The organism is Chlorobaculum tepidum TLS (genome assembly GCF_000006985.1).
In the GTDB taxonomy this organism is placed as follows: Bacteria; Bacteroidota; Chlorobiia; order Chlorobiales; family Chlorobiaceae; genus Chlorobaculum; species Chlorobaculum tepidum.
In genome coordinates this window covers 1,578,269-1,591,366 of record NC_002932.3, presented here as the reverse complement: position 1 = coordinate 1,591,366, position 13,098 = coordinate 1,578,269, and the positions used below count along the sequence as shown (strand labels likewise).

Genomic DNA, 13,098 nt, shown 5'->3' with positions numbered 1-13,098 from the left:
TTAGGGTTCGGAAAATTACTTTTCCGAGTCGTCAATTTAACAGAAAAAAACGTTCGGAAAAACCCGGGATAGCCCCCAAATCGTCAGTTTCATGGAGAGTTTGGCCGTTGTTTTCATTCTGCAGGTGCTCAGGATTTCAGTTCCCTATCTGTTCGCTTCGGTGGGGGCGATTTTTTCGGAGCGGGGCGGGGTCATCAATCTGGCGCTCGAAGGGTTGATCCTCGCGGGCGCGTTCGGCGCGATGCTCGGTCAGTACCTGACCGGCTCGGCCTGGGCGGGCATCGGGTTCGCGCTCGCGCTCGGCCTCGTTGTTTCGCTGCTGCACGCTTTCGTCACCATCACGCTTCGGGCCGACCAGATCGTCAGCGGCATCGCCATCAATATTCTTGTCATGGGCGCGACCCGCTTTGGCCTCGGGCTCCTTTTCGGCAGCGCGATGAACTCTGCTCGTATCGCCGGGATGGAGGTCTCCGTGCCGCTTTTCGATCCGCTGCTTGTCATCGCCGTGTTCACGGTCGGGGTGGCGCAGTTCGTGCTCTTCCGGACGCCATACGGCCTGCGGCTCCGGGCGGCAGGCGAGAGCGCCAAAGCGGTTGAGACGGCGGGCCTTGACGTGCGTCGCCTGCGCTACTCCGGCGTACTGATCTCTGGGGCGCTGGCGGCGCTCGGCGGCGTTTTTCTTGCCTTTCAGCAGCACAGCTTCACGGACAACATGTCCGCCGGGCGCGGTTACATCGCGCTGGCGGCGATGATTATCGGCAGGTGGTCGCCCGCCGGAGCCGCGCTGGCGAGCCTCCTCTTCGCCGCCGCCGAGGCGATGTCGATGTGGCTGCCCTCCGGCTGGCTCCCTTCGCAGCTCGTGCAGTCGCTGCCATACCTCATAACCCTGCTGGTGCTTGCCGGTTTCGTCGGCAAATCTGCGCCTCCGAAAGAGCTCGGCGTTCCCTACGAGCCGGAGTGAGCGGTTTTCACGCCAGTTCGAGCACTTTGGCAACCAGTTTGTCGATGCCTTTGGCAATGTCGCTGATGCCGGGGCCGAGCATGTAGGCCGGGGTGGTGACGATTTTCGCGTCGGGGCTGACGATGATCTCCTCGACCGCTGCCGGCACATGTTTCGCTCCCATCGCTGCGATGTCCGCCGCCGTTTGCTCATCGCTGCCGATGGTCACTTCGACCCCCTCCGAGCCAAACAGCTTTGCCGCGATGACCGGCGCAATGCAGAGGAAGCCGAGTGGTTTTCCTCTTTTGCGGAACCGCATGACCGCATCGGCGACCTCCGGAAGCACTTCGCAGTTCGCACCGGTGACGGCGTAATCGCTGAGATTCTTTGCCGCGCCGTAGCCGCCGGGGATGATGAGGCCGTCGAGGATCATCGTGTCGATGTCCCGCAGGTTCCGGATCGAACCACGCGCGATGCGGGCCGATTCGACCAGCACGTTTCGCGTTTCGTTTTCCGATATTTCGCCCGTGAGATGATTGACTACATGGCGCTGAGCAATGTCGGGTGCGAAGCAGACCGCTTTGGCCTGCGCCTTGTCGAGCGCCAGCAGGGTCAGTACCGCTTCATGGATTTCCGTTCCGTCATAGACGCCACACCCTGAAAGGATCACTCCAATCTTTTTCATGCTGCTCCGGGTTTGTGTTTGGGAGGATGAGCTTTTCATGGTATGGTATAAAAAAGGCGACGCTTTTGAAAATAGCCGCTTTTCGAACATTTGTGGTCGAGACTTGATGATCAAAAAATTTTTCGCGGCGCTCCAGCGTAGAGATCCGTTTTTGCTGTTTGTCGTGGTGTTGCTGTTGGTGACCGGCTGCGTAAAGCGGGACAAGCGCATACGGAGCATCACCATCGGCGAGCAGGTCTGGATGGCTGAAAACCTCGCCACCGACTGCTACCGCAACGGTGATCCGATTCGTCACGCGAAGAGCGTTGAGGAGTGGAACGACGCGATCTCGAGGCAGGAGGGGGCGTGGTGCGACTACGATAACGATCCTGCCAGCGGTCGCCTTTACAACTGGTTCGCCGTCGCCGACCCGCGCGGCCTTGCGCCCGTCGGCTGGCATGTGCCGAACGACGAAGAGTGGCGCGAACTCGAAGCGGCAACGGGCGGACGTGGTTTTGAGACCGCCTTCACCGGAAGCCGCAACTGCCTCGGCCTTTTCTTTGGCCAAGGCAGTACCGCCTTTTTCTGGGCGGCCACGCCTTCAGGCGAGTTCGACGCCTGGAACCGCGAAATCAGCAAAACAGGCGGGAAAATGCAGCGGGTCAGCGTAGCCAAAGGGTTGGGCCTTTCGGTGCGATGCGTGAAGGACAATTGAAGACTGATCGGGAGCGCGCGATCTACGCTTTCAACCGCCCAAAACCCGGCACGAACTTGCCCACTCTTGAGGCGTATTTTCGGTACTCCGGGTGGCGCTCCATCAGCCACGCTTCCTCTTTCGAGGCTTTATAGTTAAAGAAAATCAATGCCACAAGGGTGACGATCAGGTGCGTGAGGCTCAGGGAGAAGATGGTCCATCCCGCGGCGGCAAAGAGCTGAGAGCTGTAGAGCGGATGGCGCACCAGAGCGTAAACGCCGGTATCGACCAGTCTGCTGTGCTCGACCGGGTAGGGCAGCGGCGTGAGGTACTTGCGGATGTTCAGTGAGCCGCCGATGCCGAACACGGCTCCGCCGGCCATTCCGGCAACCAGGCCGATCCAGCGCACCAGCGCGAGGTGACGGTAAAGTTCTCCGCTGCGCAGATCAGGCCAGGCAGGAGTGAAAAAATAGATCGCCACGAGCGCCATCTGGATGATGACCAGATGTTCTCCGCGTTGTCCAAAACGTTTCGATTTGCCGGATTCCTTTTCCATGGCAGTATCTTGACTGTCGTTCAAATTGCTCTATTTTAAAATCTTCAAAAATGCAGGAAATGGATTCAGTATCACGCTTGAACCATAGTCAACAGCACATTATGATCACTCCGAAAGAAACTCTTCTGCTCGTCATCGATATTCAGGAAAAACTTGCTCCCGCCGTTTTTCAGTCGGATCGCGTCATAAAAAACACTGGCAAGCTGATCCGGGCGTGCAAGCTTCTCGGGGTGCCGGTGGTTCATACCGAACAGTATCCGAAAGGACTTGGTCGCACGGTCGATGAACTGGGCGTGCTGATTGGCGACGATTTGCCGTTCGAGAAGCTTTCGTTTAGTTGTTGCGGCAACGAAGAGTTCATGAAACGCCTTCGTGTGCTTGGCTGCAACGACATTCTCGTGGTTGGCATGGAGACTCATGTGTGCGTTTACCAGACCTGCGTGGAACTGCTTGAGTTTGGGTACAACGTGCATCTGGTCACCGATGGCGTGTCGTCGCGAACCGAGGAGAACCGCGCGCTCGGCATCCGCTGCATCGAACGCGCCGGGGCCGTGCCAACCAGCACCGAGATGGCAATGTTCGAACTCTTGCGTGTTGCTGAAGGTGATACCTTTAAAGCCATATCGAAAATCGTCAAGGAAGACTGAGGATCCTTCTTTTCGAAATAGATTTTTAGTTAGTTCAGCGCTTCAACACATCCAGCAACTGCCTCTCCAACTCCTGCGTCCCGTCCGGGAATTCGGGGGTAATCGTCAGATAGCGGCAGCCTACCTGCCGGAGCATTTCGGCAAGCTCCGGCTCATCCGCGATGCGGAACCAGTCTTTCTCAGTTGTGACCGGTACGAGGCCTTGCCGCTTCGCTTCGCCGATGATCGAGCGGATCGCCGATTCTGTATAAGGCTCGTGGTCCCGGAAAAACTTTGTTGCAGCAATCTTTATTCCTGCCGTTTTGAGGCTGTGCAGGAACCCTTCCGGTGCGCCGATTCCGGCGAAGGCGAGGGTCTTGACGGATTCATTCGTTTCGTTTTCCGATCCATCCACATGTATCAGTTTACCTGGTTTGATCTTCGAGCGGATCACCGGTTTGCCGGTCTCACGCAATGTCTGGAGCAGCGTCGCGGAGTTGGCGTCGTCGGTGATTTTGCCGAGGATGATGAGGTGTGCGCGACGTAATCCTCGCAGTGGTTCGCGCAAACGTCCGGCGGGCAGCATTGCGTCGATCTCCTCCGGCGCTCCGGCGTTGACCACCACGATGTCGAGGTCTCGCGCGATCTTGCGGTGCTGGAATGCGTCGTCGAGTACGATCACACCGGGCAGGCGGTCGGCGAACTGGTGCATCAGGAATTGCACGCCTTCGACGCGCTTTTCGGCGACCACCACGATGGTGCGGGGATTTCGCGCGGCGAGCATCGCGGTTTCGTCGCCCGCGTCGCGGCTGCCGAGCAGCAGGCGGCCGCCATCCGAGACGAGCTGTACGCCTTTTGTCCGGCGTCCGTAACCCCGCGATACGATTGCTGTTGCAATCCCGGAAGCTTCGTAGAACTTGACGATCCAGTCCACGAGCGGGGTTTTGCCGGTGCCACCGGTGGTGATGTTGCCGACAGAAACCACAGGAATCGGCGAATGCCAGCTCTTGAAAATCCCCTGGTCGTAGAGGCAGTTGCGCAGGCTCATCACCATGCCGTAGAGTGCGGCGGCGGGGCGCAGGAGGATGGCGGCGCTGCGGTTATGCATCGTCAAATCCTGTTGAGAGTTCATCGGCCCAGGCGCGGAAGGCCTCCTCGGTCGGGAACTCCGGTACCTGGACGACGTGCAGCGTGACCCTGACGCGGCTGAAGGGAAGCGGGATTTCAAACCTATCCCAGCTTTTCAGGCGGCGGGCGTTGTCATAACTGATCTCCGCGAATACCACCGGCGTGCGGTGCTGTGCAGCGAGCCGGAGCGTGCCGTACTTGAAGCGGTGGTGCGGCCCGCGCGGCCCGTCGGGCGTCACAGCTGCCACGCCGCCGTTGCTCAGGGCTACCCCGATGCCGCGACGAACCACCTCCTTGCCCCGCGAACTCGATCCACGAATCAGGTGGAAGCCGAGCCGGTCGAGCGTGTCCGACAGAATCTGTCCATCGCCGGAGAGGCTGACGACGGCTGAAATCTCACGCTTCGGATACAACCGTCTTGCCAGCAGCCATCCGGCAATCATCTTGCCGTGCCAGAAGGCGAACATCACGCCACGCTGGTCATCCGGCAGCTTTTCTCCGGCGTACCCGACGTTGATTTTCAGCGTCGCGAAAAGGAGCTTGAGAACGCGGGGGAGCAAGCAGGTGGCGCTCTTCAGGAGAATTGGTTTCACGAAAGCCATTCAGTGGGTCAACGGTGTATCGGGAAATGGAGGCGAGGTTTTAAGAGCGGATTTTTTTATTGTTTTTGTGATCGTCGATGCATTATATACCTGCATTTGCCCGGCCCGCTCAGCCGGATGCAATTTAACAATCCACGCCGACAAACCACAGGGTGATTTGAGGCCATCACTTTATACGCAAACATGAAGGTTCTGATTATCGGAAGCGGCGCCAGGGAACATGCCATGGCCTGGGCCGTCGCGCGCAGCAGCAAGGTTTCGACCGTTTTCGTGGCCCCCGGTAACGGCGGCACGGCCACGATGGGCGGCAAGGTGCGTAACACGCCGGTTAAGGCGACCGACATCGACGCGCTGCTCGAACTGGTCGCGAAAGAGTCGATTGGTCTGACGGTGGTCGGCCCGGAGCAGCCGCTCGAAGCGGGCATCGTCAACCGGTTCCGCGAGGCGGGCTTCAAGGTGGTTGGCCCGACCGCCGAGGCAGCGCAACTGGAGACGAGCAAGGTGTTCGCCAAGGAGTTTATGAAGCGCCACGGCATTCCGACCGCTGGGTACGAGGTGTTCCGCGATTATGCGTCCGCGAAGGCGTTCCTCGAAACGTGCCCGACCTTTCCGCAAGTGATCAAGGCGAGCGGCCTCTGCGCGGGCAAGGGTGTCGTCGTTGCGATGAGCCGCGATGAGGCTCTTGAGGCGATCCACGAATTTTTCGAGTCGCGCATCTTCGGTGATGCTGCCGACGAGGTGGTGATCGAGGCGTTCCTCTCTGGCCAGGAGGCGAGTGTGTTCGCCCTGACCGATGGTCAAAATTATCAGCTCTTCCTTTCTGCGCAGGATCACAAGCGGATCGGCGAGGGCGATACCGGCAAGAACACTGGCGGCATGGGGGCCTACGCACCGGCTCCGCTGGTGACGCCGGAGGTGATGCGGCGGGTCGAGGAGGAGGTTATCCGCCCGACGCTCGCCGGGATGAGGGCCGACGGATATGCCTATACCGGTTTTCTCTACGTCGGCCTCATGATCGACAAGGGCGTGCCATCGGTGGTCGAGTACAACGCGCGGCTTGGCGATCCGGAGACGCAGGTGGTGCTGCCGATGCTGAAGAGCGACCTCTTCGACGCTCTGCTCGCGAGCGTCGAGGGCGGTCTCGAAGTCGTGCCGTTTGAGATGCAGGAGGGCGCTGCTGCGACGGTGGTGATGGCCTCGGCGGGCTATCCCGACGCATACGAGACCGGCAAGGTGATCACCATCGATCCGACAGTGAACGATATGGAGGGCGTGCTTGTTTTTCATGCCGGTACGCGCCGCGACGGCGATGCGCTGGTGACCTCCGGTGGCCGCGTGCTTTCAGTGACGGCCTGTGCCGGTTCGCTGAAAGAGGCGCTCGATCGGGTCTATCGCGCGGTGGATGCCATCGAATTCGAAGGCGCGTATTGCCGCCGCGACATTGGCGCGAAGGCGCTTTGAATCATTCGGGACATTTTTGTAGTGGGCTGTACATGAAATTACCTCGTCGCAAGTTTGAGATCATCCAGGAGCATGCCGTCAGGGATCTTCCCTACGAGTGCTGCGGCCTGCTCGTTGGCCGGAAGGTCGTTGACCATCGCGGAAACATTGACAACATCGTGGTCGAAGTCGCGCCGTGCCGGAACGTGCTCTACTACGGCAAGGAGAACGGCTTTGAAATCGCCTATAACGAATTCATCGACGTGGAGCGCGAGGCCCATAGCCTCGGTCTGGTGGTGGTCGGCTCTTATCATTCGCATATCAACTCGACTGCCGTTCCATCGAGAAACGACATCGATTTCGCCAGCGCGGGCCATTCGATGCTGATCATCTCGCTCTACGGCGGCGTGCCAAGGGAGGTCACCTCGTGGCTCCGACGCGATTCCGGCGGATTCCATCAGGAGCAGATCAAGGTAATCGCTTAAATTATGAATGAAAGAGTGAGCTCTTGTTCGCCCACTTCGTCCATCAAACCCACCGTGTTCCCTCAAAGAAGAGATGAAAATTTTTGTACATTACGCAACTGACAGTTTACCTCAAGATTTAAAAGCGGAAGACTAGTGCCAAAACGCGAGGACATCAAGTCTATTCTGGTGATTGGAGCTGGCCCGATTGTTATCGGGCAGGCGTGTGAGTTTGATTATTCAGGCACCCAGGCGTGCCGTGCGCTCAAGGAGGATGGTTACCGGGTCATTCTGGTCAACAGCAATCCCGCGACGATCATGACCGATATCGAGCTGGCCGATGCCACCTACATCGAGCCGATCACGCCCTACTATGTCACCAAGATCATCGAAAAGGAGAAGCCGGACGCGCTGCTACCGACCATGGGCGGTCAGACCGCGCTGAACACGGCGGTGAAGTTGGCCGAGTCGGGCGTGCTCGAACGCCACGGTGTCGAGCTGATCGGTGCGAAGTTCCGCGCCATCCGCAAGGCTGAGAATCGCGAGTTCTTCGGCGATGCGATGCGAAAGCTCGGCCTTGAAATGGCCAAGGGTTTCTTCGTTCGCAACGAGAAAGAGGCCAAGGAGGCGCTTGAAGAGATCGGTCTGCCGATTGTCATTCGCCCCTCTTTTACGCTCGGCGGCACGGGTGGCGGTTTCGCCGAGACCAAGGCCGACTACTACGACATGGTGCGGCGCGGTCTGGCCGAGAGCCCAATTGGCGAGGTGCTGGTCGAGGAGAGTCTGATCGGCTGGAAGGAGTACGAGCTTGAGGTGATCCGCGACCTGGCCGACAACGTCATCATCGTCTGCTCCATCGAGAACGTCGATCCGATGGGCGTGCATACCGGCGACAGCATCACGGTCGCTCCGGCGCAGACGCTCACCGACCGCCAGTATCAGGAGCTGCGTGACGCCTCGATCAAAATCATCCGCGAAATCGGCGTCGAGACCGGCGGCAGTAACATCCAGTTCGCGATCAACCCGAAGAGTGGCCGCATCGTGGTCATCGAGATGAATCCTCGCGTGTCGAGAAGCTCCGCGCTTGCCTCGAAGGCGACTGGCTTCCCGATTGCCAAGGTAGCTGCCAAGCTCGCGGTAGGCTATACGCTCGACGAGATTACCAACGACATCACCAAGACGACGCCCGCAAGCTTCGAGCCTTCGATTGACTACACCGTGGTGAAGGTGCCTCGCTGGGATTTCGAGAAGTTCAAGAATGTCGATTCGCGCCTCGGCGTGCAGATGAAGTCGGTCGGCGAGGTGATGGCTTTCGGACGCAATTTTCGCGAGGCGCTCCAGAAGTCGCTTCGCGGTCTCGAAATCGGTCGGGCCGGTCTGGGCTGCGATGGGAAGGATATCATGAACGTCATCGACATGACCCAGCAGCAGCGCAAATTCGCCAAAGAGGATCTGCTCGAAAAGATCAAGATTCCCAAGGCTGACCGGATGTTCTATCTCCGCTATGCATTCCAGGCTGGCGCAACCGTCGAGGAGATTCATCAGGCGACCGGCATCGACCCGTGGTTCCTTGACAACATCCGACAGATCGTCGAATTCGAGGACGAACTTCGACAGATGGCAGCTGGAAGCGCGGCATGACCTATCTTACCCGGATTCTCGAGACCAAGGCAAGAGAGGTTGCCGAACTGAAAAAGCTGAAACCGGAGCGCCGCTATCGTGAGGCGTGCGGCGATCTTCCGGCGACGCGCGATTTCCGCTCGGCCATTACGAGCCGTGACGGCGGCATCAATCTCATCGCTGAAGTAAAAAAGGCATCGCCCTCGCGCGGCGTGCTCGTCGAGGATTTTCGTCCGCTTGACATCGCTGCGCGCTACGCCGAACTTGGCGCGTCGGCCTTCTCCGTCCTTACCGACTCCCACTACTTTCAGGGGTCGCCAGACTACTTGAAGGCGATCACGCAGCAGTTCTCCATTCCTGTGCTCCGCAAGGAGTTCATTATCGACGAGAGCCAGATTTACGAAACCCGCCTCATGGGCGCGGATGCGGCGCTCCTCATCGTGGCGGCGCTCGAACCGTCGCAACTCCGCGACTACCTCCAGCTTTTCGCTGAACTTGGCCTGCACGCGCTGGTCGAAGTGCACGATCGCCGTGAACTTGATATTGCCATCGAGCAGGGTTCTACGATTGTCGGGGTCAACAACCGCGATCTGCGCGACTTCACCGTCGATCTCATGACCTCGGTTAACCTGAAGCGGGAGTATCCTGAAGGCGTGCTCTCCGTCGCTGAAAGCGGCCTGAAACGCCGCGACGATGTGCTGCTCATGCAGGACGCCGGCTTTGACGCTGTGCTCATCGGCGAGGGTTTGCTGGCAAGCGAGGAGTTGAGGCAGTTCTCGTGGGGTTAGGGGGAGTGGTGGACAGATAACTTCCGGAAATCTTCTCTTTTCATAGAAGACTTATAGGCCCTGTGAGACCTATAAGTCTTTTTCTTTTCTTACTCCAGCCCTTTTAATTTTTTCGCTGCGGCTACCGGATCGGGAGCGCGGAAGAAGGCGGTGCCTGCGATGAGTGCATCTGCTCCGGCATCGACTATCATCGCAGCATTCTCTTCGGTGACGCCTCCATCGACGGCAATCACCATCTCCGGATTCATCTCCATGCGCATGGCGTCGAGTTGCATGATTTTTTTGATCGCGCCGGGTATGAATTTCTGCCCGCCGAAGCCGGGGTTGACCGACATCAGGAGCACGAGATCGAGATCGGCGAGTACCGGTTCAAGCAGCGACACCGGAGTTGCGGGGTTGATTGAGACGCCAGCCTTCACCCCAAGGCTTTTGATGAGCTGGATCGTGCGGTGCAGGTGCGGGCAGGCTTCGAGGTGCACGGTAATCTGGTCGGAACCGGCCTTGGCGAAATCTTCGATATACTTGTCGGGGTCGACGATCATCAGGTGAGTATCAATCACTATGCTGGTGCACTGTTTAATCGCCTGCACGATGAAAGAGCCGAAGGTGATGTTGGGCACGAAAATGCCATCCATCACATCGCAGTGCATCCAGTCGGCACCGGCCTTTTCAGCAAGCTCGACCGAGGCTTTCAGGTTCGTGAAGTCTGCGGAGAGGATCGACGGGGCAAGCAGTGTGGTTTTTCCGGGCATAGATTCAAAATGTTAAGCGTGAATGAATTCGGTTAAAACGTTTCTCCGATTCCAAAGTTAAAGGTGAAATCGGTCAGTTTCGTCTGTGAGAAGCGCCACGGCTGCGGATTGGCGGGGTCGTGCAGCTTCCAGGCGAAGTCGAACCGGAACGGCCCGATTGGCGAACCGATGCGCAGCCCCGCGCCCCAGTCCCAGGCGAAGTCTTGCGTGAGCGAGCGGAGCGAGAAGGCGTAGGGGCCGGTTCTGTCCCAGATGTTGCCTGCGTCGGTAAAGAGCGCGATGCCCGACTCCTGGCCGAAGACCTTGAAAAACTGTATCCGGTATTCGAGGCCGAGTTCGGCCTTGATATCCGCGCCGAAGTTGGAGACTGCCGCGTTCGGGCAGCTTCCGGGGCCGAGCGTTCCGAAGACCCAGCCGCGCATACTGTTCGACCCGCCCGCGTAAAAGCGGTGATCTTCCGGCGTCGTATCGGCCTTGCCGTACGGGCTCATCCAGCCGAGGGCGATTCTGGCCGCCACCTGTCGTTTGGGTGAAAGATTTTTGGTGACGGCCAGTTGCGTGTCGAGCTTCACGTACTGGTTGTAGGGCGTTCCGAAAATCTGCGGATCAGAGTCGGTAAATCCGGCGTAGGACTTTTTATCGATGTACTTGTCGATCAGCCACAACAAGCTGCCCGACTCCTCCGCCGTCACCGAGAAGTTCCATATGGGCGACCTTTTCGACCGCGTGGATTTTTCGCGGTTCGACAGGCTATAACGAAGCCTGAAGGTTTGGTTCAGCCGGGTCTGGAGCAGGCTGTCGAGGCCGCGGTTAACCGCTACCGGATCGGCGGGATTGATGCCGATGTTTTGAGCCAAATCGTTCTTGAAGAGTTGCTGGAAACCGCGCAGCGAATCCTTGCGGGCCACTTCGAGTTCGAAGAAATCGAAGTCTAGTTTTGAAACTCTGGTCGGGCGGGTGCTGTAGGTTGCGCGAATCAGCTCCCTTTTGCTGTCGAGCAGCACCGGCAGTTTTGATTGCGCATATTCGACGGTTCCGTTGTAGTACGACCCCTGTTTACCAAGCCTCGGAATGACGAGGTCCGCCTTGATATTGAATTCATAGGGAATGAGCTTGTCGTACTGGTCGGCGCTGAGGCTGGAGAGAACGTTGGTGTCCGAGGAGAGCTGCCTGCCGTAGTTGGTCGAAAGTTTCAGCTGCTGGCCGGCGCCGAACAGGTTTCGGTTCTCATAGGAAAGCGCGCCGCCCACAAACAGGGAGCCGTAGCGATTGTCAACCAGCAGTTTGGGTTCGATCTGGTGCTTGGGAGCGGGGTCGAGATCGATGGTTATGGGAATCGCTCCGGCGCGTGCGGCATCTTTCTGCATCGAGATGGATGAGAATAGATTGGTCGATCCGAAATTTTCAAGCGTTCTCTGTTCAAGTGACTGGCGGGTCAGGGCACCCTGCTTCCAGGCGATGGCCGACGAGAACACCTTCGGCGAGAACTTCTGGTGGCCGTAAATGGTGACCGAAACGTTGTCCCGCACGAATGTCTTCGCGATTGCCGGGTTGTCTTTCTTCAGGGGATCGTGGACGAATACCTTTACCGGGCCGTAGGCGTAGCGTCCGGGGAGGCTGATGTCGAACCGTACTCCAGCATGAAGGCCAAGGGTATCGACCGTGATCCTGATGCTGTCGGGATGAAAAAAGGTATAACCGTGCTCCCGGAAAAAATCGAGGGTACGATCCCGTTCCTCGATCAGCTTTTCAACGCTGAATATCTGCTGGAGTTTCAGGAGGCTTTTTTTGAGGTAACGAGAGCGGAGATTTTCAGGTATGGAGTCCAGACCCGCGTAGCTGAGCGAATCGAGAAGGGTTGGCTGGTTTTCCCTGATCCGGATGGTGATACTCACATCACCGTTTTTGCTCCGTTTGACGGTGGGTTCGACATCGGCGAAGAAATAGCCTTTGAAGGTGTAAAGCTTGCGGATAAGGCTGATGTCTTTCTCGAAATCGTCGGCGATGAATGGTCTTCGTGCACCTGCAAAAAGCCCGGTGCCAAAGAATGAGTTGCGCGTTGAGGTGGACATGACCTCCCTGATCTCTTCGGTCGTCAGGGCTTTGTTGCCGGTGATTTTGATGCTTTTGACCTCCGGGAACACCGCAGGTTTGCCGTTTGCAGAGGACGAACTTTCTTTAGCCCTTAGCACCCCCGGTATGGAGAGAACGAGAAGCAGCCAGACTGTCATTGCCGCCCGAAGACGGCGGGAGATCATCCTCAAAAAAAAAACATCGTGCTCCGTTCTCCTCAGTTCAGAGGTTCTTCATCGCTGTAACCGAAATCTTCGTCAGTGGGGTAGTCAGGCCAGATCTCTTCAAGTGTTTCGTACAGCTCGTCGCTGTCGGGAAGATTTTCAAGATTTTCGATTACCTGCTGCGGTGCGCCTGTTCTGTTGGCGTAATCGATCAGCTCATCCTTGGTGACAGGCCAGGGAGCATCGGCAATATATCGGGCAAGATCGAGATTCCAATACATACTGACGGTAAATGGTTGATTCTGGGATGGGAAAAAGACTGTCGTGTTTTACGGCTGTTGTTGATACCTGTTTTTCCGTGTGATCGCTCGTTATGCCGTATCAGATGATGATCGGAAGAGAGCGACAATCGGAGAACTCGGTCTGAACAGACCTCACTCAGACGCTCATGTTTCAAAGTTAGCCGTTGCGGATCCACTACTTACATGGTTATCGGGGAAGCTGCAATCCTTTGTCTTAAAAGGCATTGGGGTTTTGACTCCCAAATAACAGCGTGGTTCCGATTAGGCTCACGAAATATAAAAAAA

14 protein-coding genes are annotated in these 13,098 nt (G+C 57.7%); 7 read left to right on the top strand and 7 right to left on the bottom strand.

Going from position 1 to position 13,098, the window contains the following annotated elements; genetic code table 11:
• Positions 1 to 91: 91 nt before the first annotated feature.
• The gene (locus tag AYT24_RS07585) at positions 92 to 961 is read left to right on the top strand and encodes an ABC transporter permease (RefSeq protein ID WP_010933345.1); all 870 of its coding nucleotides are present in this window, start codon (positions 92 to 94) and stop codon (positions 959 to 961) included.
• Positions 962 to 968: 7 nt separating this feature from the next.
• Here AYT24_RS07585 and elbB read toward each other — a convergent pair whose 3' ends face one another.
• Positions 969 to 1,625, bottom strand: coding sequence for an isoprenoid biosynthesis glyoxalase ElbB (gene elbB / locus AYT24_RS07580; RefSeq protein ID WP_010933344.1), 657 nt, complete (start codon positions 1,623 to 1,625; stop codon positions 969 to 971).
• 106 nt (positions 1,626 to 1,731) lie between these two features.
• Between elbB and AYT24_RS07575 the strand changes: the two genes are divergently transcribed.
• On the top strand, positions 1,732 to 2,319 hold the full coding sequence (locus tag AYT24_RS07575; protein WP_164927068.1) for a fibrobacter succinogenes major paralogous domain-containing protein: 588 nt from the start codon (positions 1,732 to 1,734) through the stop codon (positions 2,317 to 2,319).
• A 22-nt stretch (positions 2,320 to 2,341) separates the two neighbouring features.
• Here AYT24_RS07575 and AYT24_RS07570 read toward each other — a convergent pair whose 3' ends face one another.
• Positions 2,342 to 2,854, bottom strand: a complete 513-nt coding sequence (locus tag AYT24_RS07570; protein WP_164927067.1) for a methyltransferase family protein — start codon at positions 2,852 to 2,854, stop codon at positions 2,342 to 2,344.
• 101 nt (positions 2,855 to 2,955) lie between these two features.
• Between AYT24_RS07570 and AYT24_RS07565 the strand changes: the two genes are divergently transcribed.
• Positions 2,956 to 3,501: a hydrolase gene (locus tag AYT24_RS07565; protein ID WP_010933341.1), complete on the top strand. Its 546-nt coding sequence runs from the start codon at positions 2,956 to 2,958 to the stop codon at positions 3,499 to 3,501.
• Positions 3,502 to 3,535: 34 nt separating this feature from the next.
• Here the strand turns inward: AYT24_RS07565 and lpxK are convergent, their stop codons facing one another.
• Together lpxK and AYT24_RS07555 are read right to left on the bottom strand one after the other, a co-directional pair.
• Entirely contained in the window at positions 3,536 to 4,588 is a 1,053-nt protein-coding gene (gene lpxK / locus AYT24_RS07560) for a tetraacyldisaccharide 4'-kinase (RefSeq protein ID WP_164927066.1), read from the bottom strand.
• Entirely contained in the window at positions 4,581 to 5,210 is a 630-nt protein-coding gene (locus tag AYT24_RS07555) for a DUF374 domain-containing protein (RefSeq protein ID WP_010933339.1), read from the bottom strand. Before AYT24_RS07555 ends, lpxK begins: the two co-directional genes overlap by 8 nt.
• A gap of 183 nt (positions 5,211 to 5,393) precedes the next feature.
• Between AYT24_RS07555 and purD the strand changes: the two genes are divergently transcribed.
• The 4 genes from purD (at position 5,394) to trpC (ending at position 9,522) form a co-directional block, all read left to right on the top strand.
• A complete protein-coding gene (gene purD, locus AYT24_RS07550) occupies positions 5,394 to 6,671 on the top strand; it encodes a phosphoribosylamine--glycine ligase (RefSeq protein WP_010933338.1) in 1,278 nt (425 codons plus the stop codon).
• Between the two features lie 32 nt (positions 6,672 to 6,703).
• Positions 6,704 to 7,135, top strand: coding sequence for a Mov34/MPN/PAD-1 family protein (locus AYT24_RS07545; RefSeq protein WP_010933337.1), 432 nt, complete (start codon positions 6,704 to 6,706; stop codon positions 7,133 to 7,135).
• A gap of 135 nt (positions 7,136 to 7,270) precedes the next feature.
• Positions 7,271 to 8,755 carry a carbamoyl-phosphate synthase large subunit gene (carB, locus tag AYT24_RS07540; RefSeq protein WP_010933336.1) on the top strand — a complete coding sequence of 495 codons (1,485 nt, stop codon included), beginning with the start codon at positions 7,271 to 7,273 and terminating at the stop codon, positions 8,753 to 8,755.
• Positions 8,752 to 9,522, top strand: a complete 771-nt coding sequence (gene trpC / locus AYT24_RS07535; protein ID WP_010933335.1) for an indole-3-glycerol phosphate synthase TrpC — start codon at positions 8,752 to 8,754, stop codon at positions 9,520 to 9,522. Before carB ends, trpC begins: the two co-directional genes overlap by 4 nt.
• Positions 9,523 to 9,611: 89 nt before the next feature.
• Here trpC and rpe read toward each other — a convergent pair whose 3' ends face one another.
• The 3 genes from rpe to AYT24_RS07520 are packed head-to-tail and all read right to left on the bottom strand — an operon-like array spanning position 9,612 to position 12,792.
• Positions 9,612 to 10,274, bottom strand: coding sequence for a ribulose-phosphate 3-epimerase (gene rpe / locus AYT24_RS07530; protein ID WP_010933334.1), 663 nt, complete (start codon positions 10,272 to 10,274; stop codon positions 9,612 to 9,614).
• A gap of 32 nt (positions 10,275 to 10,306) precedes the next feature.
• Entirely contained in the window at positions 10,307 to 12,532 is a 2,226-nt protein-coding gene (locus AYT24_RS07525) for a BamA/TamA family outer membrane protein (RefSeq protein ID WP_226986894.1), read from the bottom strand.
• A 32-nt stretch (positions 12,533 to 12,564) separates the two neighbouring features.
• Positions 12,565 to 12,792: a DUF2795 domain-containing protein gene (locus tag AYT24_RS07520; protein ID WP_010933332.1), complete on the bottom strand. Its 228-nt coding sequence runs from the start codon at positions 12,790 to 12,792 to the stop codon at positions 12,565 to 12,567.
• Between the last annotated feature and the right edge of the window lie 306 nt (positions 12,793 to 13,098).

Excerpts from the sequence above, each read along its gene's own strand:
- AYT24_RS07545 (WP_010933337.1), top strand. The coding sequence starts at position 6,704 with ATGAAATTACCTCGTCGCAAGTTTGAGATCATCCAGGAGCATGCCGTC.
- AYT24_RS07525 (WP_226986894.1), bottom strand. The coding sequence starts at position 12,532 with ATGATCTCCCGCCGTCTTCGGGCGGCAATGACAGTCTGGCTGCTTCTC.
- AYT24_RS07555 (WP_010933339.1), bottom strand. The coding sequence starts at position 5,210 with ATGGCTTTCGTGAAACCAATTCTCCTGAAGAGCGCCACCTGCTTGCTC.
- AYT24_RS07585 (WP_010933345.1), top strand. The coding sequence starts at position 92 with ATGGAGAGTTTGGCCGTTGTTTTCATTCTGCAGGTGCTCAGGATTTCA.
- AYT24_RS07565 (WP_010933341.1), top strand. The coding sequence starts at position 2,956 with ATGATCACTCCGAAAGAAACTCTTCTGCTCGTCATCGATATTCAGGAA.
- elbB (WP_010933344.1), bottom strand. The coding sequence starts at position 1,625 with ATGAAAAAGATTGGAGTGATCCTTTCAGGGTGTGGCGTCTATGACGGA.
- rpe (WP_010933334.1), bottom strand. The coding sequence starts at position 10,274 with ATGCCCGGAAAAACCACACTGCTTGCCCCGTCGATCCTCTCCGCAGAC.
- trpC (WP_010933335.1), top strand. The coding sequence starts at position 8,752 with ATGACCTATCTTACCCGGATTCTCGAGACCAAGGCAAGAGAGGTTGCC.
- lpxK (WP_164927066.1), bottom strand. The coding sequence starts at position 4,588 with ATGCATAACCGCAGCGCCGCCATCCTCCTGCGCCCCGCCGCCGCACTC.
- purD (WP_010933338.1), top strand. The coding sequence starts at position 5,394 with ATGAAGGTTCTGATTATCGGAAGCGGCGCCAGGGAACATGCCATGGCC.
- AYT24_RS07570 (WP_164927067.1), bottom strand. The coding sequence starts at position 2,854 with ATGGAAAAGGAATCCGGCAAATCGAAACGTTTTGGACAACGCGGAGAA.
- AYT24_RS07520 (WP_010933332.1), bottom strand. The coding sequence starts at position 12,792 with ATGTATTGGAATCTCGATCTTGCCCGATATATTGCCGATGCTCCCTGG.
- AYT24_RS07575 (WP_164927068.1), top strand. The coding sequence starts at position 1,732 with ATGATCAAAAAATTTTTCGCGGCGCTCCAGCGTAGAGATCCGTTTTTG.